Annotated in this window: 22 protein-coding genes; all 22 read right to left on the reverse strand. The window is 52.9% G+C overall.

All coding sequences use genetic code 11. The annotated features are described in order from the left end of the window. Window positions 1-7: 7 nt before the first annotated feature. The gene (traD, locus tag A6U95_RS11675) at window positions 8-2,104 is read right to left on the reverse strand and encodes a type IV conjugative transfer system coupling protein TraD (RefSeq protein ID WP_065684608.1); all 2,097 of its coding nucleotides are present in this window, start codon (window positions 2,102-2,104) and stop codon (window positions 8-10) included. 3 nt (window positions 2,105-2,107) lie between these two features. After that, a complete protein-coding gene (locus A6U95_RS11680) occupies window positions 2,108-2,665 on the reverse strand; it encodes a restriction endonuclease (protein ID WP_241810646.1) in 558 nt (185 codons plus the stop codon). Next, on the reverse strand, window positions 2,662-3,183 hold the full coding sequence (locus A6U95_RS11685; RefSeq protein ID WP_065684609.1) for an integrating conjugative element protein: 522 nt from the start codon (window positions 3,181-3,183) through the stop codon (window positions 2,662-2,664). The genes A6U95_RS11680 and A6U95_RS11685 overlap by 4 nt, the downstream gene beginning before the upstream one ends. Beyond that, window positions 3,180-3,776 carry a transglycosylase SLT domain-containing protein gene (locus A6U95_RS11690; RefSeq protein WP_065684610.1) on the reverse strand — a complete coding sequence of 199 codons (597 nt, stop codon included), beginning with the start codon at window positions 3,774-3,776 and terminating at the stop codon, window positions 3,180-3,182. Before A6U95_RS11690 ends, A6U95_RS11685 begins: the two co-directional genes overlap by 4 nt. Continuing rightward, on the reverse strand, window positions 3,755-4,480 hold the full coding sequence (locus A6U95_RS11695; protein ID WP_065684611.1) for a TIGR03759 family integrating conjugative element protein: 726 nt from the start codon (window positions 4,478-4,480) through the stop codon (window positions 3,755-3,757). The genes A6U95_RS11690 and A6U95_RS11695 overlap by 22 nt, the downstream gene beginning before the upstream one ends. Before the next feature lie 12 nt (window positions 4,481-4,492). After that, on the reverse strand, window positions 4,493-5,242 hold the full coding sequence (locus tag A6U95_RS11700; protein ID WP_065684612.1) for a hypothetical protein: 750 nt from the start codon (window positions 5,240-5,242) through the stop codon (window positions 4,493-4,495). Next, window positions 5,239-5,883, reverse strand: coding sequence for a PilL N-terminal domain-containing protein (locus A6U95_RS11705; RefSeq protein ID WP_139102364.1), 645 nt, complete (start codon window positions 5,881-5,883; stop codon window positions 5,239-5,241). The genes A6U95_RS11700 and A6U95_RS11705 overlap by 4 nt, the downstream gene beginning before the upstream one ends. A gap of 134 nt (window positions 5,884-6,017) precedes the next feature. Then, window positions 6,018-6,494 (reverse strand): STY4534 family ICE replication protein, encoded by a 477-nt coding sequence (locus A6U95_RS11710; RefSeq protein WP_065684614.1) that lies wholly within the window; start codon window positions 6,492-6,494, stop codon window positions 6,018-6,020. A 621-nt stretch (window positions 6,495-7,115) separates the two neighbouring features. After that, window positions 7,116-9,116 carry a DNA topoisomerase III gene (locus A6U95_RS11715; RefSeq protein WP_065684615.1) on the reverse strand — a complete coding sequence of 667 codons (2,001 nt, stop codon included), beginning with the start codon at window positions 9,114-9,116 and terminating at the stop codon, window positions 7,116-7,118. Between the two features lie 139 nt (window positions 9,117-9,255). Then, on the reverse strand, window positions 9,256-9,837 hold the full coding sequence (locus A6U95_RS11720) for a hypothetical protein (protein WP_065684616.1): 582 nt from the start codon (window positions 9,835-9,837) through the stop codon (window positions 9,256-9,258). Next, window positions 9,815-10,609, reverse strand: a complete 795-nt coding sequence (locus A6U95_RS11725) for a PFL_4669 family integrating conjugative element protein (protein ID WP_065684617.1) — start codon at window positions 10,607-10,609, stop codon at window positions 9,815-9,817. The genes A6U95_RS11720 and A6U95_RS11725 overlap by 23 nt, the downstream gene beginning before the upstream one ends. A gap of 201 nt (window positions 10,610-10,810) precedes the next feature. Further along, window positions 10,811-12,082 carry an STY4528 family pathogenicity island replication protein gene (locus A6U95_RS11730; protein WP_065684618.1) on the reverse strand — a complete coding sequence of 424 codons (1,272 nt, stop codon included), beginning with the start codon at window positions 12,080-12,082 and terminating at the stop codon, window positions 10,811-10,813. Further along, on the reverse strand, window positions 12,082-12,657 hold the full coding sequence (locus tag A6U95_RS11735) for a DUF2857 domain-containing protein (protein ID WP_065684619.1): 576 nt from the start codon (window positions 12,655-12,657) through the stop codon (window positions 12,082-12,084). Before A6U95_RS11735 ends, A6U95_RS11730 begins: the two co-directional genes overlap by 1 nt. Window positions 12,658-12,750: 93 nt before the next feature. Further along, window positions 12,751-13,482: a DUF2786 domain-containing protein gene (locus A6U95_RS11740; protein WP_065684620.1), complete on the reverse strand. Its 732-nt coding sequence runs from the start codon at window positions 13,480-13,482 to the stop codon at window positions 12,751-12,753. A 2-nt stretch (window positions 13,483-13,484) separates the two neighbouring features. Beyond that, a complete protein-coding gene (locus A6U95_RS11745; RefSeq protein ID WP_065684621.1) occupies window positions 13,485-15,194 on the reverse strand; it encodes a ParB family protein in 1,710 nt (569 codons plus the stop codon). Next, window positions 15,184-16,536: an SPI-7-type island replicative DNA helicase gene (dnaB-PI, locus tag A6U95_RS11750; RefSeq protein WP_065684622.1), complete on the reverse strand. Its 1,353-nt coding sequence runs from the start codon at window positions 16,534-16,536 to the stop codon at window positions 15,184-15,186. The genes A6U95_RS11745 and dnaB-PI overlap by 11 nt, the downstream gene beginning before the upstream one ends. Continuing rightward, window positions 16,529-16,927: a hypothetical protein gene (locus A6U95_RS11755; protein ID WP_065684623.1), complete on the reverse strand. Its 399-nt coding sequence runs from the start codon at window positions 16,925-16,927 to the stop codon at window positions 16,529-16,531. Before A6U95_RS11755 ends, dnaB-PI begins: the two co-directional genes overlap by 8 nt. After that, entirely contained in the window at window positions 16,924-17,790 is an 867-nt protein-coding gene (locus A6U95_RS11760; RefSeq protein WP_065684624.1) for a ParA family protein, read from the reverse strand. Before A6U95_RS11760 ends, A6U95_RS11755 begins: the two co-directional genes overlap by 4 nt. Window positions 17,791-17,956: 166 nt before the next feature. Beyond that, window positions 17,957-19,069, reverse strand: a complete 1,113-nt coding sequence (locus A6U95_RS11765) for a M20 family metallopeptidase (protein ID WP_065684625.1) — start codon at window positions 19,067-19,069, stop codon at window positions 17,957-17,959. Window positions 19,070-19,165: 96 nt separating this feature from the next. Continuing rightward, window positions 19,166-19,627, reverse strand: coding sequence for a YjiG family protein (locus tag A6U95_RS11770; RefSeq protein WP_037434993.1), 462 nt, complete (start codon window positions 19,625-19,627; stop codon window positions 19,166-19,168). A gap of 16 nt (window positions 19,628-19,643) precedes the next feature. Continuing rightward, the gene (locus tag A6U95_RS11775) at window positions 19,644-20,378 is read right to left on the reverse strand and encodes a nucleoside recognition domain-containing protein (protein WP_024529096.1); all 735 of its coding nucleotides are present in this window, start codon (window positions 20,376-20,378) and stop codon (window positions 19,644-19,646) included. 558 nt (window positions 20,379-20,936) lie between these two features. After that, complete coding sequence (locus A6U95_RS11780; protein ID WP_065684626.1) at window positions 20,937-21,707, reverse strand: histidine phosphatase family protein; 771 nt, start codon at window positions 21,705-21,707, stop codon at window positions 20,937-20,939. Window positions 21,708-21,771 lie beyond the last annotated feature (64 nt).

Below are 21,771 nucleotides of genomic sequence, written 5' to 3' on the forward strand. Positions count from 1 at the left end.
TCCCTCATCAGACCACGTTATTGTCAATCTCGGGTGCCCGGTCGCCCGGTAAGGCCGTTCCCGACCACCAGGTATCGCCCGTGCGGTAATTTTTCTTCATATACTCGGCAATCTTCCCCAGACTGTCCGGCATCAAGGCATCATTCCCCGCCGCTGGCAACGGCATACGGATCTTCCACAGTTTCCCCCCTTCCAGCAAGGCAAAGGCCTGGCCTTTCGGCAGGTTGATCACATTGGCCGGAGTGATCAGCGGCGTACGTACCGAACTCACCCTGTCCTGGGTATTGGAGGTAAAATCACTGCCCATCTCCGGGTTGGAAATATCGGTGACGCCAGACACCAGGGTTTTGGTATACACCTCTACTTCAGGCAATTGTTTTGTCATCAGTTCTGCCGTTTCGGTGTGCCGGACGCGCAGCATCACCAGGCTGTTGAAGTTACCGACCACCTGTGCAGCCTTGGCCGCACTGCCCAACCGCGCCTCGATGTCCGGCAGGGTCTGTGTATAAGCTGTGACCTCGATACCCGCACCACCGCCCTTGTTGATAAGCGGGATAAACTCATCGCCCATCAGTTCATTGAACTCATCACAGTGCAGGCTAATGGGGGTTTTCTTCTCTTCCTCCACAGGCAAACCATCATTGATACCAAACTTATAGATATGACCGGCTACGCTCACCAGGTCGGCAAACATGCTGTTGCCCACCGCTGCAGCCACCTCCGGGTCTGACAACGCATCCAGACCGATATAAACAATGCCCTTCTTGCGGATCACCTGCTGCCAGTCAAAAATGGGGCGGGGGTCGGTCAGGTCGGTATAGTCCGGGGAGATCAACGGTGCCGTCTTGCCGGAGGTCAGTTTCTCCAGTAACGGCAACAGGCTGGCAACAATTTTGTCGTAGTATTTCTGGTCATAGCGAACAGACGAGCGCAGACCATCCAGGACAGGGTCATACACCCGTTTGCCCTCATCACTCCCCAAAACATGCTCAATCGCCACGATACGCATCGAGCGCCCCTCCATATGCCGAGGAATATCACGTTCATCGAGAACGGGCACCAGACTCTCAATCTGTAGCCACAACGCCGGGGCATGTTGCGACAGGTAAAACTCGGCGTAGTTTTCATAGAGGTCACTGATGTTATTGACGTAACGCATGATCAGGCCAAAGTCAGGCCGCTGTCCCAGGGCAACCAGGCCACGGGCGATGATGTTGACAAACCGCCAGGCAAACTCCCGGAACACCGCATTATTACCGCCGCCTTCCAATTGTCCGGCCACACGGGTGGCCACCTCAGAAATACGGCTGAAACGGCCCACGGCGTTATAGCGGGCACTGATGTCGGGCCAACCCAGGTGAAACACCTGCAGTTCGCTGGCGCGACCGGCGCGGTGGGCTTCGGCGTAAATGCGTTTGAGCAGATCTGCATCCCCCTTGGGGTCAAAGACAATGGTGACGTTGCCACGCCGGATATCCTGGGTGATCAGCAGTTCCGCCAGGCGGGTTTTACCGACGCGTGTCGTCCCCAACACCAACATATGCCCAACTCGCTCTCCCAGATTCATCGAGACATTGACTTCATCGGGTTCAATACCGTGCAATGCGGGCTTGCCGCCGACGTCCGGCAGTGGGCGCACCGGATTGAGCGCTGACTGGCTGGAAAGCCATTTGCACAAGGTGGGATAACGGTATTCATGGTGCTGTTCAAAACGACGCGCCGCCTGGTACAGCGCCGGGGGATTCACATAGCGCTCCACTTCGGGGCGCAATGTCGCCAGCAGGCGCTGTGTGTGTTTTTGCTCCCACAGAAACCCCCGCCCCAGGAACAGACGATGATGGCTTACCGGTACCTGGGCGCTGGTCATGACATAGCGCGGCAAACGGCGGATATTGCGCCGGTAGCGCAGCACCCTGCCCCCCTCACGGGTCCGTTTCAGGGCAAACACAGCAAACCCACCGGCAGTGACATAGCTGACAGCAGGAGCCAATGCCACCGCCCACGGCGCGGTCACACAGATATAGCTGGCACAGGCGGCAACGACCGCTGTATTCAGCTCAACAGCAGGTCGCAACATCGCCTCAATCACATAACGATCACTCATTGTTCACTCCTCACCCAGTAGCCAGGGACGCTGCTGGTCGATCAGGTCAAGCAGCCGCTGACCACTGATAAATTCAATGCAGGGAGAGGCGCTCTGCGCCTCGCGGGACTTCAGGCCGGTACGCCCGGTGTGAATAAACAGCCCCCGGCAACGTTCGCGGCGGACCAGCGCCCCAAATGCCACCACATGGGCCGATGTGATGGTGCGGGCATAGCGTTTGGCCTGGATGAGATAACGCTGGCTACCCATCCACACCTGCCCATCAAGCCCACCGTCACCGCTATAACGCCGGTTGCGTTTGATGCTATATCCCCGGCGTTCGAATGCAGTCAGTAGCAATTCTTCAAACACATAGGGGTTCACTTTACGCAGATAATTCAGACGTTGGCCGTCACCGGCCAACTGGGGAAGACGCGCCAGAACACGTTGAGCCTGACGCTGATAACGTCGGTGGCGACTGACTTTCGCGCCAATCAGTAACGCTATCCAGCTCAGCACGCTAAGTAAAAGCAGCCACCAAACCAAAGGTCCCAGACTCTCCAGCATCAGGCCCGATCTCATTGTTCCAATCCCTTTTCCGTCAACAACACCGGGTAATGGGTCAGCCCCAGCCGCTTCGCCAGATCACTGCCCGAGACCGACAACAACTCCAACCCATCAGCGTGTTTCTTCAGGTCGTTGAGCGCCCCTTCACTGGCAACATTCACCACCAGTCCCACCGCGTTTAACTGCACCAGTGCATCCCGACGCAGTGACAGCCAACGGCGAGACAGATCATCATCACCAATCAAAAACATCGGGCGCATCCCCGGCAGGGTCAATGCCCTGGCCTCCACCTTGCCGGGTGTCAGCTCAGGGGTACTGACGGGCAAAACGGTAAGCGGAATAACCGACAACGGTGCTGCCGGTGCCGAGGATGCCGTGGCGTTGCCCTGATTATTGATGCCCTCGAAATACGTTGCCGTAGACTGGCCGCCCAGATCGGCAACGACCGTTAACTCGGCCTGGACTGTAAAACTGATGATACCCAGTACCAGCACACCGCTCAGGTGGGTCAATAAACGTGGATTCAGATTCATGGCGTCGCTCCTGCCGCAGGTTCAATGACAACATTCGATGCCAGTACGCCGGTTGTCGGCTGCAGGCGATTCAAATGCCGTTTCACGATGGCTTGATAGGTCCGTGCAGGCTGGCCGCCTGCCGGATGGTGATAGCACCCGGCAGCGGTTATCCAACTCCCCGGCTTGTTGTCGTAGCAGGCCCGCAGAATACGGGCCGCCACATGCAGATTGATGTACGGATCAAAGGCCTCCCAGGTGGAACGGAAGTGATGCCCGTTCCAGCCCAGATTCACCTGCGCAATCCCGATATCGATACGTTTCAGTGAGTTATGGCGCATAAACCCCAATAGCGCCTGATAAGCCTCTTGCCGGGTTGCATAGCGATACCCTTTCCCGGCGACGTTAATGGTCCACGGCCAGGGTCGAACGCCGTGGGGAAGTTTCTTTGACGATTCCGTCAGCGCCAGGCTGTACAAGGCTTCGGCGGGCACCCGCTCCTGCACCGCCACCTGGTAATAACCTGACGGGATCTGCTGAGAGGACACGGTCGCCAGGCTGTTCGAACTGCAGAGCAGGAGCGCCAGCGCACTCAATACGCGGTAACTTGCCATCCGTTTTCTCCCTGTTGCAGCACAACCGGCATACGTCCCTGACCGAACTTGATCCACTGTCCCCGGTCGTGATTGAGCGTCAGCGTTTTCGCTTTCACCCGCTCGACGGGGATAGCCAGCTTTTTCGCCCAGGCCCGAACGGCCTCATCTTTCCCTTCGCTGCCGACCAGGTAAATATCCAGCAAACGTTGGCTTGTCAGCAGGGACGCTACTTTGGTCTCACACGGCGTCCCACAGTCAGCCCGAACAAACAAAGCCAGCCGCCCATTACCCTGCCCGGCATCCCCGGCAGAGCGCACAGGTAAGATACCGGGGTAGACACGCACCCAGGCGGCATTCACTTCACGCTGGAAGGCCAACTCCGCCTCAACCCGCTGAAAGTCCTGTTTGACGGACAGGTCAGCATAGTGACGCCGCTCCTCCTCGCTCCGCGCTTCGATACCCAGCGTGGTGATCGGATCTAACCCCGGTGATAAAATCCCCCGACGCCCTTTGCTCAACTGCTGATAACGCTGCCATTCCTCGGTTGTCAGCCCCCATTCCTGGGCACTTTTTTTCGACTGCGCTTCTTCCAACGCCTGCAGGGTGGTACTGACACTGGCGGTGTTTCCCTGTTGGGATTGCTCAGTTTGCAGTGCGGCTGTTGCCGGGAAAAGCGGGGCCATACCCAGGCCCAATACCAGGGCGATTGGTGTCAATTTCATCCTGAACCTCCTTTATTGAACGGTCAGCGTCTGCGTCCGGCCTGCGACGCTGAACTGGGCCTGATTGCCCCCGGCAGACAACAGTGTCCAGCCCTGAACGGTTTCGCCGGTTTCGACAAGCCGTATATCCGTCAGGTTGAACGCCTGCAGGGGAGCCACGGCGACAAACACTGCGCCTCCCCGCCGCTCAATGCTGGTCAGACGGAAAGGGGCAGCAACAGACCGGGCGATCCGGGTGGGGGATTTCTTGACGGTGGGTACGGTCGCCCCTGAAGTGACGGCAGAGGTGGCTGGTTTGATTGCCGGTGTTTGTGCTGCACCGGCCCGTTGTTCCAGGGTGTCAACACGGGCCAGCAGAAGTGCCATCGTGGCATGAACGCCCTTCAGTGCCTGTGTATCTGGCGACACTGGCTGGCTGACTTTTGTCTCGAGTGTACGTACCTGCTGCGCCAGTTGCTCAAACGCCGGTTTACCCACCGCCGGTGCCGCCTTCAGCGTATCCAGCGAGGCTGACAGCGTGTTCAACGCCTCGCTATTGCTGATGACCTGCCCGTTCAATTTGTCCAATTCCTGCTGGACCGCATCCCGGCCAGGAACTTGCCCCAGCGCGGTTTGCAGCGAGGCAATCTGGACAGACTGGCTCACCACTTTTGCCCCAATACCCGCAACAGATAGCACCAGAAGCGTGAAGACGCTATAACGCAGCAGCCGCATCCCCTTGCCCGGACGCGATGCCGGGGTCTCCTCTATGATTTCACTCATTTCAGCATCCTTTGCCGGGCGGGGGCCGGAGTGGGTTGCGGTTGTACAGTGGAGGCTACTGGCTTGATGGCAGGCGGCTGTATCAAGTGACTGCTGGCGATTGGCGCAGGCGTCGGCTCTGGCGGTAAGCGGAATCCATCACGCAGCGAGTGACAGACCACGCGCTGCACCGAGTCCACCTCTAGCTGCCAGGCAGGTCCTGCCAGGATTTGCAAAGCGTCACTCAGGCGGATCGGCCCGAGTTGATGATGCACTGCCGGTAAGGCCTGGTTGTAGAGCACACGATTGGCTGAGGTGATACTGCACAAGCTGAACCCAGACTGGCGCAGCGCATAGCGCATGGCATCCGCCACGGTGGGTGACAAGGAAGCCGGAATGCGAATGTCAATCACCTGCTCCAGTGGAGCACGTTGTGCCTGGGAGGGGGAGGTACTGACCAGCAGATAGCGGTCGTAGCGAACCACTTCCAACGGTGTGGCAAACGCATCGGGGCGAGCCGACTGTACGTTACTCGAAAGTTGAACACCGGCAATCGGGGACGTGGGGTCGCGTTGCAGGTTTTTTTGCGGTTGTACACACCCGGTCAGCACCGCAGCGGCCAGTAAACAGGCAGGGAAAGCGTAATATGATTTCATGAACATCCTCAGTTAGCAGTCAAAAAGACGTGCTCACTGTGCGAATCTTCACGGTGTCCCTCAACGAACAACTCATTTCCCAAAAATAAATAAAAAAACGCCAGAGAAGCTCCGGCGTTAAGGGGTACTACATGGACACTCTAGAACGCATTGTCTGCGTATTGTTTTTGTGAGGTACTGGCCGGAGCCTCTGGTGCTGGTACTGATTTTTCAGCCTTATAGACCATTTCTTGCCCTACCTTGATCCAACTGATTTTTATCAGTCGCGCTTTCAGTGTAGGCCGGGATTCACCTGCGTGATCGCCTTTGGTCAGGGTAAATACATCTGCCGTCAGATTACTGAGTTTAAAGCCTAACAGCACTTTCTTTTCTTCATCGACAGATTTCTGGCAACGCCGGATCAATGCAGTGGCATCTTTACCGGAAACCGTAACATCAAAACGCGTATAGTCCGGTTTATCGGTCGAACCGTGCATCGCATTAATCACACAGCTCAGGAATGAACCGTTGGCCGTGGTGATTTCACGGATATTGCTGAGATACCCCAGACCATCAACGTGCAGATTGAAATAGCTGGTCTGATTTTGGGTAGCCGTAGATTGAGATGCTTGAGACATGGTGTTTCTCCTTGGGAATAAAACGGTATGCGGAGAAACGTCCCCAACGGGAGTTTTCCCGCAGGGTATCAACGTGAAGACGTTGACTGTCTGTTAAGTTGGATAAGTGCACCTTCATCGCAGTGAACTGCGATCCCCGCTTTCAAAGGTTCAGGGGGGTTACCGCTCTAAAGCGCGTCCTCTCAGGTTATGGTCGCTTTGGCTTGTGATTGCCCGAAGGCGTCCTTCTCAAATCACCAGGACATTGGCTGTTGTCAGAGACAACGCGTTAGCCTGGTCATTATTCAAACAGGCCAGAAAGAAGTCAACACTAAACTGTCAGTCGAAATATCATCAGGAATTCATCAGGAATATTTGATAAAAAAACGGGAACCGTATCTTCCCGACACGTTCCCGCCATGCCTGCACCACAAGCTGTTGTAGACTGCATTCCATCAACTCAGAGGCCGAGCCTTCGAACCCGACGCGTTTTTCACTGAGACTTTGCGCCTTATACATCCCTTCTTCGGGTAAAAGAATGATGCATATTACTGGTGACCGCAGTAATCACGGGGTGTTTCAGAAGCCATCGCAAAATAGCAAACTCCCCGCATCGAGTGCAATCGATAATTATTTTTTACCTTAACGCGCTTTCTTTTTGGGGAAACTTCGCCGTGTGTTCCGCTGAGGGGGATTCACTATCCCGGTACAGTCAGGATAACGCAGGCAGCCCCAAAAACTCCCTGATTTCCCCAACCGCTGCGAGGTCCCCCCCCCACACACCGGACACGGCGGTGAGGGCGGAACCGTGATATTTATCACCTGCTGACGCCCTTTCTCGACCAACTGCGCTGTCCAGGCCGACTGCTTTGCCATAAAGTCATCCAGAGACATCTTTCCTTCGGCGATATCATCCAGCGCCTGCTCCCACAGAGCGGTCATACCGGGATCTTTCAACGGCATCGGCAACACATCCATCAGTTCACCGGCCACCACGGCAGCATGCAAAGACTTCCCTTTTTTAGTGATGAAACCACGAGCCAGCAAGGTTTCAATGACCCCGGCCCGTGTCGCCTCCGTCCCCAATCCTGCGTTCTCTTTCAGGATTTTTTTCAGCCGGGGATCGGTCACAAACTGCGCAGCGTTTTTCATCGCTGCAATCAGGGTGCCTTCTGTGTAATGCTCAGGCGGCTTGGTCTGCTGAGGTTTCATGGCCGCACCGGTTACCTGACACTGCGCCCCCTGCTCCAGGGCCGGAAGCTGCGCGTTGTCGGTATCACCTTGCGTCTCATCTCCCTCAGACTCTTTTTCAAACAGGACTTTCCAGCCGGGCACCACCACCACATTGCCACGGGTTTTAAACAGTTGACCGCCACAAAGCAGTGACACTCGGGTGGCATCCTGTTCATACACCGGCAGGAACTGTGCCAGATAGTGCTGCCGGATCAGTTGGTAGACCTGACGCTCCACCTCACTCATTTTACCGAGGTCGCACGGTTGTTTTGTGGGGATAATACCGTGGTGGGCGGTGATCTTCTTATCGTTCCAGGCTCGGGAAACAAAACCGGGCTGCAACTGTTCCAGCACTGTCGAGAGCGCGGAATCACTTTTTACCAGGGCGGAAAAAACGGCAGGCACTTCCGACAGCATCGAGGTCGGCAGAAACCCGCAGTCTGTACGCGGGTAAGTTGTCGCTTTATGTGTTTCATACAGTGCCTGAGCAATATCTAGAACCTGCTGAGCACCGAGCCCCCAACGTTTTGAGCACTGTTGCTGCAACGTACCCAAATCAAACGGGAGCGGGGCCGAGACGGTTTCGCGTTTGGTCTCAATCTCTGTGACCGAGGCAATCCCCGTTTGCTGGCAGAGCTGGACAACCTGCTGTGCCACCCCTTGCTGAATACAGCGTTTTTCCTCATCACAGTAGGTTGCGGCAGGCACCCATTGCGCCTGAAAAGACTGGCCACTGGACGTCAGTGCCAGTGTGACCACAAAAAAGGATTTTGGCACAAACCCCGCGATGTGCCGGTCGCGCTCAACAATCAGGTTGAGCGTCGGCGTCTGTACCCGTCCAACTGAAAGCACATTGCCGTAGCCGCAATCACGGGCTTTGACCGTGTAGAGACGGGTCAAATTCATGCCGATTTGCCAATCGGCGCGGGAGCGGCCAAGACCCGCCAGGTAATAAGGGTACGTTTCATGCCCTGGTTTTATCGCCGCCAGCGCGGCCCGGACACTGGCTTCATCGAGCGCCGAGAGCCACAACCGTTCGACGTTGCCCTGATAGCCACAATAATCAAGGATTTCACGGGCAATCACTTCACCTTCGCGGTCGGCATCCGTCGCAATCACCACACAATCCGCCTTGAGTAACAACTTTCGGATCACTTCAAACTGCGCTTTGGATTCGGGTTTGATCTGCATTTGCCATTGCGCGGGCAACACCGGCAGCACCTCGGTACGCCACGGTTTGCCAAACTGCTCGCCGTACACATCAGGGCTGGCCTGCTCTAGCAGATGCCCAAACCCCCAGGTCACCGCCACCCCCGCACCGGATAGATAGCCGCCCTTCTTCTCCGTTGCCCCCAGTACGGCGGCAATGTCCCGTCCCTGACTGGGTTTTTCACACAAAAAGAGTTTCATTCCATTCTCCATGAAAGTGAACCCGCCAAATCCAGCATGCACGACACCCTACCCAAAAGGGCATGGCAATAAAAATGACAGGTGAAAAAAGAAATACTCGGTGATGGCCCAGCCGGACCATCACAAGATGCAGTCACTGTTAGCGGATTTTACCTTCCGCGACCTGTTTGACTTCGGCAAACAATTTGCCGGTGTAAGCCTCGGTGACATGTGAAGCCTCACTGGAGCGGAACGTGATATACAGACGACTCCCTGTAGCATTTTTCTCCAGCTCAATCAGGATATTGTCCTCGATCCCCTCATCTGCGCCCCAATCCCTGCCCATCTTGTAGTAGGCCCCCGGTTGCGCGTCCCAGGCATATCCTCCCTGGGTAATTGTTGCTGCTTTCACGCCCCCCTCTAGTCCCTGGCTCCTAAGGGTATTCACAGCGTCACTGGAGGTAAAATTGTAATACCGTTTAACACGGGCTGCGGCAGTATCCACATCAACCGGAACCTCAAGTTCTCGGGCGGTTTTCTTGTCCACGACAATCCTGTTCGCTGACATCGCAGGCAAACCACCACTGTCATTGCTGTCCGTTTTTTTACCCAGTGAGAGCAAGCCGTAGCTCATGTCGCTGACTTTCTTATTCAACTCAGCAACATCGCTCCCTGCACATCCCCCTAACAGAACAGCAGATAACACCACCCCTGCAGCATTACACAAATGACTCTGTCCCATGTTTCTCATCCTTATCTCCTTGTTTATCAACATCCCCCGCTACCTTATTATCGCCGGATTTATGCCGCAATCGCTTATTTAACAAACGAAGGATCTCAGCATTGACCGGCGGCGAGAAGCGAGAACGTTTTTTGCCTAATAGCACCTCACGCTCTATATCACCAAAATATTGCTGCGCCGAGTGTATCGTTTCAGTCTCCATTACAATATCTCTGCGGCTGACAGGGAATGATCGGTAATGCTGCGCCACCGAGAATATTTTGCGAATTTGGTATCCGCCCTGATGCAACCGATCGTCACGATGTTGCCGGGAGATAAACCCGTAATGATGAGCCTGAAATAATTTCAGCGCCAGTTGGTCAAAGCCGACAAGCAGGTAAACGCAGCGATACCCTAAAGGCGTATGACTATGCACACCTATATTAAGGGGGGAGCTGGAAACAACATTGGACAACGAGATACCGCCAGGAAGATTCTCTATCAGACTACTTGCTTCCTCTAACAGAAGCTGAATGTTCTTATGCGCTTCATCAATCAGCGTTTCAAGCTGATACATCACAGCATCCGCATAAGGATTATCAGCCAATGAATCCGTGTTAATACTGGATACCAACCTGAAAAATCGCGGCATTCCGATGATGGTATCTTTCCTCGCCCCTCTTTCTCTTCCTTCCCAGGTACTGATCGCATAGTAGGTATGCAAATCAATCCGCAGTTCTGAATGTAGTGCACCGACTTTTTTGCCATCCTTTTTCTCTGCATTATCAGTCATAACAGCCTCTATTCGATAGTTGACGCAGAGTGAGATAGTCCGAGATCAACAGCTCTTCGAACAACGGGAAAGTATTTTTTCGTCTTTCACAATTTTCATCCCAGCCTGTACCTATTGATTACTCGTTATTGATTGTTTAAAACTGATTACACTGTAATCAGTCTGTACCTATCAATTCCCAACTATTGATTGTCAGAATAATTAACGCTTATATGCCGCTCGAGTTTCAGCCATTTCAGCCATCACCCGCGCAATATTCTCCGCCGATGCTCTCTGGGATTTCCCCTGCTCCTGCGTTTGGACGGAAACAGGCTCTCTAGCCCCAACAGGCTGCAGTGGCTGTAATTTTGGCTGCTGCACTCGTTTGACCGCGCCCACTGTCGAATTGAATTGTCCATTTCTCGCCCGCTTCAGCGTGGCAAGCAGGTAGGCAATCACATTTTTTATCTCACCGGTGCCGATACGCTCTGCCACTTCATCAAGAACCTGCTGCCCCAATGGCGCTGGCAATGCCTGCAGTTGCGGTTCTGTGTTATCCCGGTCAGCCGTGGTCAGATTTTCAATCAGCACTGAAGGCCAGCGAAGCCGATTGTCGTTTTTCCCGGATGCCCCTCCCCCTACGTACGTATCTTTTACACCCTGTGTATAACTACGTACGTAACAGTTCGGATTCCGAACTCTGTCATAACCCATTGTTTCTAGACTGAGTTCGGATTCCGAACTCGGTAAAACGGCCCCTTTATTTATACTGAGTTCGGAATCAGAACTCGGTGATCGTTGGGTAACAGGAGCCATTTTTCCCATTTTTTGACCGAGTTCGGTTTCCGAACTCCGCAAAGAAGCCTGCTGTGCCAATTCTTGTGGAGACTGCGGGGAGGACAACCGAGCTTCGATCAGCGCAACACGCGAATGACGGTGACGCATGGACGTATCCTGCTTGATCTCGCTCAGTACAGACAGCGCCGTTAACCGGATAGTTTTGTTGCCGTGCTGGCATGCTTGCGCCACCGCATCCAGCCAGCCGGGGTCAAAATGCTCGGCATCACATAATCCCAACGGCTCATCATGCTGTGCATAGATATTGCCACGCACCCGGCCACCCTCGTCCCTGACTCGCTTGCATAAACTCAACCAGCCTGTGAGCCGTAACATCAGCAAGGCGCGACTAACCGTTTCTCGTGAGGCTTTGCCAGCATGAGGGGAAGCGAGCTGAAGCTGAAGCTCTTCATAGGTAGGGAACACCGCACCATCATTCTGCTGGGCATAGAGACGGATCATCACCCAGGCAGTTTTATCCAGTGGCGACAACCGGTTATCCATATAAAGCTGCCGGGGAATGGCATCATGCACATTCCCCAGATAGAGCAGACCACTCTGCTCATTGGTCACAGCCCCGGTCTGTGTCTTTTGCACAATCCGGGCCGTCATCCTGCTTAACGTATGTTGTATGACACTGTCTACCACCAATGCCATCAACCCACTCTCCGCAATTGCTGTTGCTGCTGATCGACCCAGCCTTTTACCAGCGTCCACACCGACGTCAAGGCAATATCCTGTTGTTCAGCAATCAACATCATGACCTCCAGCGCTTCGAGCGAGTCCAGATTGTCTATCTTGGCAGCCCGCCACTGCTCCCAAATCGAAATTTCTTCTGCTTCACCGGGCGATTGATTACGCCCTTGCCGGGTAGGAATTCCGGCAAGGCGACGGCGGGTACTCACTTCTGCCGCCGTCAGCCCAAAGTAGCACTGCATCATTTCTATTGACCCGCCCAACGTCAGGGCTCGGTCAATACGCTGCAGGCGTACCTGCTCCTGCCGGGCCTGTGCGAGCATCATATTGAGATTGGTGTGATTGATATGGAACGTCAGTATCGAGACAGAGGAATTCACCAGGTAGTGCAAATCCTCCACAGTCAGTTGATTCAGCTCCTGGATCTCCTCCAGCGTCAGCCCCATCGCTTCACAACGCCGAATGTTGCCGGATTTCAGTTCCATCAACACTTGCGTCAGCAACGCATTGGTTGTGATCCCCGTTTGTTGATTCATATGTAGTTCCCTCCCAACAGCATCCCTAAATCAATCGCCCACGTGACGACACAAAGCACAACTAACATGTGACCTGACCGATCCTGACGACGTTTACTCATAGGACACCCCCAAGTTACCCGTCAGCTTGCCGTGCTCTGCACCGTCAACACCGTGATACAACCGAGCATTCTTCCCCGCGACAAAGCCGGTTCCATGAGCAATATCAGCCCCGCGACATTCCCTGGCATCCCGAAGTTTGGTCTGAGATAACTCCAATTTTTCAAGGTAATGAGCCATACTCTGGCTCTCCCGCTGAGAGGGGCCAAAATCAATGACGACACTACGAACCCCCTCAACCCATCCTTCACGAAATTGGTCAGCACGGGCACGACGAGTTGACAGTTTGAGGCGCTTGTTTTGCGTCTTAAGGTAGGCGGTTGTTGCCTTTTTCAGTTGGCGAGAGAGAACATCAAAGGAATACGCAGCCACGGCAGGACGTTCGCCAAAACCGCAAAACATCACGACACGGTGACTGTTGCTAGCGCTTCCCTGCTGCCAGCTATAGTAGGCTCGACAACCAAATGCACGGTTAACGACCCAGACCAACCTATCCATCCATTGCGGAATTTTCACTGCATCGGACGGGGCTCGCTGTGTCCGGGATTCCTGCACCAAAGAAGACTCGGCATCCAGTTCGCTGATACCGTATTTTTGCATCAACTTCTGGGCACGGGATAAAGCCAACCCGGCCTCATGCGCATTGCTGTTATTTTTAGCCAATTCCAGCAGTTTACGAATTAACTTCACCAGGCGAACCTGACGCTGTGAACGTGAACGACTCATCCCTATTCCTCCCCATCCTGACACTGTTGTGACTGGCGTTGGATCTCACGCAAGCGCCGTATCACACGAATTAACCGCAAAAACTTCACTACGTGAACATCATCCAGCAGTGGCCAATCAGCCGGTTGCTCAGTTCCGCACACAATATTCATCAGTTCAGCGACAGAAACAGCCACATCACCAGCCAATCCTGCCAACTGGCGCGTTATTGGCGTGGCCTGATTAATACCTACTTGCAAGCGATACCCAACCGAACCAGGCGAATTGTCTTCACACAGTTCCTGTTCAGCCTCAAGCACTTCTGCTAGTTCAAACGCCAGGCGAAAAGCGGCATCCTGCAAATGTTCAATATCGTCCTGCAGGGCAGAAATGTGCCAAATATCCGTCACCGGCTCTAACCCGGTATTGGCGAATGAAACCGAAGAATCCGAGGTTGCGCTTTCCAGCACAGGAGGCAGGTCATTATTTTGCTGATCTTGCCGTACAGCACTAGCTGGGGTTGAAAGTGGAAAAGTCACCGGTAACGTTGACTCGCGAGATGCGTTTGGCAGACCATACAAATCAAGCTGTTCTTCTTCCTGGTGCTGCTCGTCAGGATCGGCATCAACCGGTACTGACGGCTTCACCGCCTGCAAAGAAATAACGGCATCGGGCTGGCGCTGTACCGCCGGGAATTCTTCTTTAATCTGGCTATCGTCATTGGGAGGAAGATCGGGCGAAGACCCCGGCGTAACAACAGGTACGGCCTCCTCTTCTTTTGTCTCGGAACCTTTATCTGCATTGATAATATGTTGTGGCAACGGTGCGGGTTCGCCGAAAAGCTTCCGCCGATTTTGCTCTTTCGGGTCGAGTTCGATTAACCAGCGGTCATACGTGATTTCCGGGTTGGGCATTGCCTGGAGTAATGCCGCGATCAACTCGTCTTTGAACGTATCTGGGGTGTAATGGTCTGGATCATCTAAAGAACGACAAACTTCACCAAACACCTCATCAAAACTGCTTGATACTGAAAACTCTGTAGAAAAAGCATCCCACGCCTTTTGTGCAGCACTGCGCAAAGTAATAAGTTGAGCAACCTGAGGGCGACCTATTCCTGAGTTAAACAAGCTAGGCATATAGGGATATAAATTATCGAGGGCATACTCCATCCTGCTAATACTTGATTGGCTGACAGGGTAACCTTCAGTACGCAAAAATAACTCCAGCTCTCGCTGAGAAATGGCCTTTCCTATTTGCTCTTCATAAATAGATTTTGCCTTGGCGATACCCAAGGCTTTTTCTATAAACAGTAAGTCCCCCCGAACATCATTTTCAGCCAAATGTCCGATGACACACTTCAACCGCCCCGGCCACGGCTTGAAAATGCACTGAATACGACGAAAACGTTCATCCTGGGTCTCTTCCCATAGCTCCACCAGGATCGTATAGCGTGTATTTCCACCATCACTGAAGATGTACACATCTTCGGCGCTGTCAGGGTCCTTCGTGACTTTTGGCACCGAGTCCAGTCCACGCGCCCGGATCGACGCCTTGATATCGGCATACTTGGGGTTACGGTTGGTACGCGGGTTATCCGGGTTGGGCCGCAGTTGCTCCAGCGTTAATACCATCGGTATTTCACTGACCGGCAAGATGGCCATTGCGCCGGACGCAGGCGAACGTCCCCGCTGCAACAACTGTTCCCCCAACGTCTGCACCTTTTTAGAAGTCATAGCGGCCTCCCGTAAAATCTTCAAATCGGGTGATTTCAGGCTGGAATTTCACTTTTACCGTGCCTGTCGGCCCATTGCGCTGCTTGCCGATAATCAGCTCGGCGACGCCTTTATCCGGACTGTGATCGTCGTAAACTTCATCGCGGTAAATAAACATGATCACGTCAGCATCCTGCTCTAATGCCCCAGAATCCCGCAAGTCACCATTATTGGGCCTTTTATCCGCCCGGCTCTCAAGAGATCGATTAAGCTGCGAAAGAGCCACCACAGGACAGCCGATCTCCTTCGCCAGCGCCTTCAATGAGCGCGAAATCTCGGCAATTTCCTGTGTCCGGTTTTCCTGACCAGGGCAACGCATCAACTGTAGGTAATCCAAAAGGATCAAAGATGGTTTTCCGTATTTACGCACATTTTTACGTACCCGAGAGCGCAGCATTGACGGTGTCATAAAACTGTCGTCATCGATAACCAGACGATCTTTCCACTCCATCAGAATTTTATTCGCCTCACCCACCCTGGCCCACTCTTCATCGCCCATATTGCCATTGCGGAGATTCTGCAAAGGGACACGTCCCAGCATGGCAATAAACCGTGATAAAAGCTGGTCGATGGGCATTTCCAGGCTGTAGATCTGCACTGGCTTGTCTTTCCGGGTCTCCAGCGCACCTTCACACAAACTCAGAGCCAGCGCGGTTTTGCCCATTGAAGGACGTGCCGCTAACAGGATCAGATCACTGTCTTGCAATCCACTGGTCATCCCATTGAGTTGCTCAAAGGGTGTAGGGGTGCCGGTGATCAGGTCTTCACTGCGGCAACGCAACTCCAGACGGTCAAGATAGGTCTCCAACGAGGAAATGAGATCAAACGGCTTGCCGGACGCCTGTAGACCCGCGATATCGAAGAGACGTTGCTCTGCCTGTTCCAACAGGGAAGCAACATCCGTACGGGCATCTTCAGCTTGCCCGGCAAGATCATGCCCTAGTGCCAATAACTGACGCTTCTGCTTGCCGGTAGAGACATACTGCGCATAGGCCACAATATTGGCCGCACTGGGAGTATTTTTGGATAGCTCGGCCAGGTAGGCAAAACCGCCTACGATATCAAGCTGCCCACCACGCTCAAGCTCTTCTGATAAGGTGATGAGATCGATAGGCATATTGCGGCTAAGCAATACCTGCATGGCAGTAAAAATTCGCTGGTGAGGTCGCGAGAAAAAGCTGTCTGCCGTCAGGATCGGCGCAATTTCATCCCAACGGTCATTCTCCAGCATTAACCCGCCAAGCACTGATTGTTCAGCCTCTAATGAATGCGGTAGAACCCGCTGTTGTTCAGTGCTACGCATGGCGAGCCTCCTCACTCTGAACCTTGCGCAACGCGCATTCCAGAACCTCACGGAGTCGGGAGGAAGCAATCAGGATCAAGGGTTTTGTATCATAGATTGGCTTTCTACCATCCCAGCCACTCTCCAGCAAAGGCATACCAGGAGGTATTTGAGTGCCCAAAGCCATATCACGCAGTTCCTGCTCCCCCCAGACATTATGGAATTCGATACGTGCTGGCTGATCTTCCCACATGCTGGGCTGCCCAATTTCCCACTCCTCAGACAAGCGTTCAAAAATGAGGCTTTTAGCTGTTTCGTAATCAGGCGCATCGACGAACACATGAAGCTCATCATGTCCTTTATAAGTATTGGTAGAATAAGCAATAGCCCGCCAAATTTGATTGCGATTCATACGCGGACCTCCCGAGCAAGAACGCCATCGAACAAGGGTTTCCACTCAGGGAAGAGCTCACAAGCCAGATCACACATAGACTGCGCTGCAGGCGGGGCTTTACGATCAGTTTGATATTCCAACCGATGAGCAGGCTGAGACAGGCTGTGCCCCAGTTTATAAACCTCTAAATCGTAGATCTGCGTTGCCAACATGCTGACTGGGATATCTGCTGCACTGTATGAGCTTTCGTTAATGATCTGTGTTATCGCTGCCAGCGCTTTTCTTGCCAGAACGGTGTAGTCCATGCAGTTCACCAGAATTTTCACCGGGGGCAATGCGATACCAAAGTCTTTATAAGGCAACAACCCTTCCATCAGCGGGATAGTGCCGCGTAAAAACTCACGCACATCAGGTACCACCGGCTTAATCATGGCGAGCGCCGTATGGTTCGTTGCCAACATGACCAGCTCAAGCATGATGGATCGGGCACCCTGTGAATCAATAATAATCACGTCATAGTCGGTAAACAGAGGGTGCTGCAGTAGATTGCGCAGACGAAAACGGCCATCGGGCGCGTGCATCATAGCCGTTTTGAGTTGCTCATGGGGATCGTTAGAAACAATCAGGTCAAGGTTGGTAATACTGGTGCGGGAAATAAGCTGTTGGGGTTGATTGAGATCAGCCGAATGCATTAACAACTCATACAGACCGTAGGGGGCTTCATACTGCAGGTGATAATAACTGGAGGCTGTCGGTTGAGCGTAGTCACCGTCGATCAACAGAGTCTTGAGACCGGCATCTGCACAGAAGCCGCTGAGATTAGCTGCGTGGGTCGATTTACCTTCGCCGCCTTTGGTAGAAATGATAGAAATTACGTGCATATACATTACCCGAATTTGTCATTCGAGTTGTAATAAACACAGTCGAAATTTTAACCTTTTTCAACACGGGGATTGAAAATCCCCGTGTCCTTGGTTCGATTCCGAGTCCGGGCACCATCATTTAGAAAAACCCGCCTATGGCGGGTTTTTTGCTTTCTGACAGCGATCAAAGCGTTTCTATCACCCGGCGTAAAAGACGCACTCGGGGTTCGATGCTGGACAACTCCAGATATTCTGCCGGGCTATGGAAGCCAGCCCCAATTGGGCCAAAACCATCCAGTGAGGGAATATCAAGCGCGGCGGTATGGTTGGCATCAGAACCACCACCGACGGCCTGCCAGCGAACGTCAATATTCTCCAACCTACCCGCAGACTCCACCTTCGCCATCAGTTGTTCGGTTTTTTCTGAGGGTGACATGGCGGGCACATGAGCCTGTAATGTCACATTGAGGCGAACATCGGCAGTAAAGCAGTGAGGCGTAGGGGTTCGCATTAGCCGATCGACACGCTCAAATTCGTCGTTCTGCCAGAAGCGGACATCCACTATCGCTTGCGCGTGGTCCGCAACTACATTGGCCGCAGAACCTCCACTCACCACTCCAACGTTCAGGGTCGTCCCCAGTTGCGCATTGGCAAACTGATTAAGATGAAGTATCCAGTGGGCCATTTCATTGATTGCGGAACGCCCATTATCAGGATCGTTACCGGCGTGGGCGGCGACGCCGTGAAATTCCAGCTCGTAGCGGGCCATTCCCTTGCGAGCCTTGACCAGTGAGCCATCCGCACGGGCGGCCTCGCACACCAACACGCAGCGGCTGCGTTTCGCCAGGGCGCCAATCCATTCATGTGAGTAAACCGACCCCGTCTCCTCATCAGGGTTCATGGCAATTGCGATAGAGAGACGCTCTTTCGCCTCTGCAGACAGTTCCCGCATTGCCCAAAGAATATTAAGGAGTCCGCTCTTCATATCCGCCACGCCGGGGCCATAGGCGCGATCCTCCTTGATGCTCATGGGGCGCGTCGCTACGGTACCTACCGGGAAAACCGTATCTAGGTGACCTACCAGTAGCACATCAAAGTGTGGACTATTGGGTTTGTTGGCAGCAAAAACGCCGGGCCCCACTTTATCGCCAAGATCGACAATTTCGCAGTGCCAGCCGAGCTGCTGATATTTCTCATGCATATTGCCAGCAACGGTGGCAACTCCGTCCAGCGTATTGGTACCACAGTCCACATTAACCAAGGAGGCCAACTCTGCCAGATAGTCGTCTAATTGCATGGTGTTTCCCCTGTTCTTTTGTGCAAGCTGCGCGTGCACTGAAATTAAATCGAGGGAGAGTACGATCTCGCACTCGCCCCGCAGGTCGCCGTGCCTCTAGATAAAAATGTGCATCAGCAACATGGCACCGAAGGCATTCAGTACCGAGATGGCTATCATCAACGGGATCAGTTTGGCGTTGGTGCCAATGACCCCAAGGATGCGTCCGGCATACTGGATCTGGGACCCCATCAGATAGATGGCCGGTGCCAGGATAGCCAGATGTTCTCCAGTCAGGATCCCGCTATCGAACAGGCTAACGGCTACGCCGATCCCACCGCCCATTGACATCCAGCCTCCGATCAGGACCGCTGCCGCCTCGCCCGGCAAGCCGAACAGCTGCATCAGGGGAGCAAAAATGAAAGCCAGCCCGTCCAGTGCGCCAGTAATGGTCAGCGCCTTGATCACCACAAAGGCCATCAGAACATTGGGCAAGGTACTGGTTGTGGCAATGGTCCAGCCTTTGCGCGCGCCAGCAACAAAAACATCGGTGATCATGGGTTTGGATTCAGTCGTCATGCTCATGGTGCTCTCCCTATGCCTTATGGATTTCAGAAGATGCGTTATCTTGACGACGCATTTTCAGCAACAAACGAAAAATATTCGCGCCAACGATTTTCATAAAAAACATGACGAGGATGCACAGGCCGATCGAGGCGGGAACAGCCAGGGTGCCGTCAGCGGCGACCAAAGTGAACAGAATGGCGCCGGAGGAGAAAAAGTTGGTGATCATTGCGCCTGCAGAAAACTGAAACATGGTGAAAACGTCTTTTTCATTCTCAGTAATCTGCGCCTCATCAGCCAGCTTGCGTGTCAGTGAGGCACCAACATCCGTGCTCTGCAAGCTGCCGATCAGTGCCAAACCGGTATTACCACGCAGTCCCAGCAACGGGCGCAACAGTGGGGTTAACAGTTTACGTGCTGCATTCAGCGCACCGTAGTGCTCCAGTACATTGATCATGCCAAGGGCAAACATGACAGCAGGTATCAGGCCGAAGGCGAAGAGAAAACCATCCATGGCACCATTACCGCCGGTACCACGAAAGGTACTGTTGGAAACGTTTAATGCCTCGTTGCTTTGAGTCACACCACTGACGACTCGTCCGAAAGACCCGTTCAATGTCGTGAAATCAAACACGCCATACCATTCTTTACCGCCGAGAAGCCCGGAAAAGAATACCATGGCAAAAAGTAGCGCCACGTAGGCTCCCCAGCGAACGGGAGCCATTTCTGTTGCAGAGGAGGTAATATTTTGTTGCTGTCCGCTCATGTTATTTCCTTATCAGAGTGTCACAAAATAACCCAGTGCCAGTCGTAACAGCATCGGCTTATGAATAGTCTACTGTGTGTATTTTTTGTTCATGAGCATCCTGATGGCGATCAATAAATCCTGCACAAAGGAAAATTTAACTTATAAAACATGACGTTGTTGGCATTTTATTCTGTCCAAAATAACGATTTATTAATGAAATCATGACAAAATATGTGTAGTTATTACCGAATATGTTCACAACATGGTCTGATTTAGTCTGCTCATAGCATTGCCAACGGGTGCATTACTTGACCAACAGTGTTGTGATTTTTTTATTAATTTTTAATGTTTAATTAAATTAGCAGACTCATAATTAGAGTTTGCATTTTCGCCTTGGCTTATGCATTGATGTGCGTCGGCATAAGTTCCTGCGCAGAAAAAAGCCGAAAACCAGCATCAGGGACTAAATGATCTTATCTATATGATGATGTGACAAGATTGCCGCTGATGCTGGTTAGATATTGAGGGTTATGGATACATAGTATTCTATTTAATTACCTTTAGCTCACCGCCCAATCAGAGCTTTGCACCTTTTTCTACATAGCTCATATCGCCCAGTTTACCTACGGTAAATTCACGGTTTTTATAAGTAATCTGCGTAACGCTAGCATTAGACAGTGGCGCGATAATGGGTGTAGAGCTCATATCCGCTACCATGGCCAGAATAGCTGCTCCATGTGAAACCAGGAGTACGTTACCGCCCCCTTGAGCTGCCGTTTCCTCAGCAATAGTTTTTAGCTCTGATTGCATACGTGCTTTGACGGTGGCAAACGTTTCGGCTTCACCGCTGGTATCGACCAGAGCAACACCGCCGAACATCTTGGCAAATGGCAATTTCCCTTTGGCAAAATCACCGAATAGCGCTTTTTCCGACTCATAGCCAAGCTTGGTGGCGATTGCTCCCCACATATTGGCATCGAGATCGCCTTCGTAAATACCGAAGCAGAACTCACGCAATTTCTCGCTTTCAACGATGTCCAACTGCTGCCCTTTTGCGGCTAATATAATACGTGCAGTTTGACGCGCCCGCCCCAGATCGCTGGCATACACCTTTTTGAATTCAACATCCTTCAGCCCCTTGCCAAGTTGTTCAGCAACCGTAACGCCTGCGGCCGTCAACGGGGTATCTGCCCAACCCTGAACCCGATGTACGGTATTAAACATGGTTTTCCCATGGCGGGTAACATAAATGGTGACTGTATTATCATCTACTGTTTCAGCGTAAGCCAAGAGCGGGCTAAAAATAAGTGAAGATAATAGAGCAAGTAATAGTGAAAACCGTTTCATGGTTATTTCCTCAATGGTTATAGTTTGTATTATTGTTGGTCTTCCGTAGATGGATAATATATCC

The organism is Serratia sp. 14-2641, assembly GCF_001692375.1.
Lineage (GTDB): Bacteria > Pseudomonadota > Gammaproteobacteria > Enterobacterales > Enterobacteriaceae > Chania > Chania fonticola_C.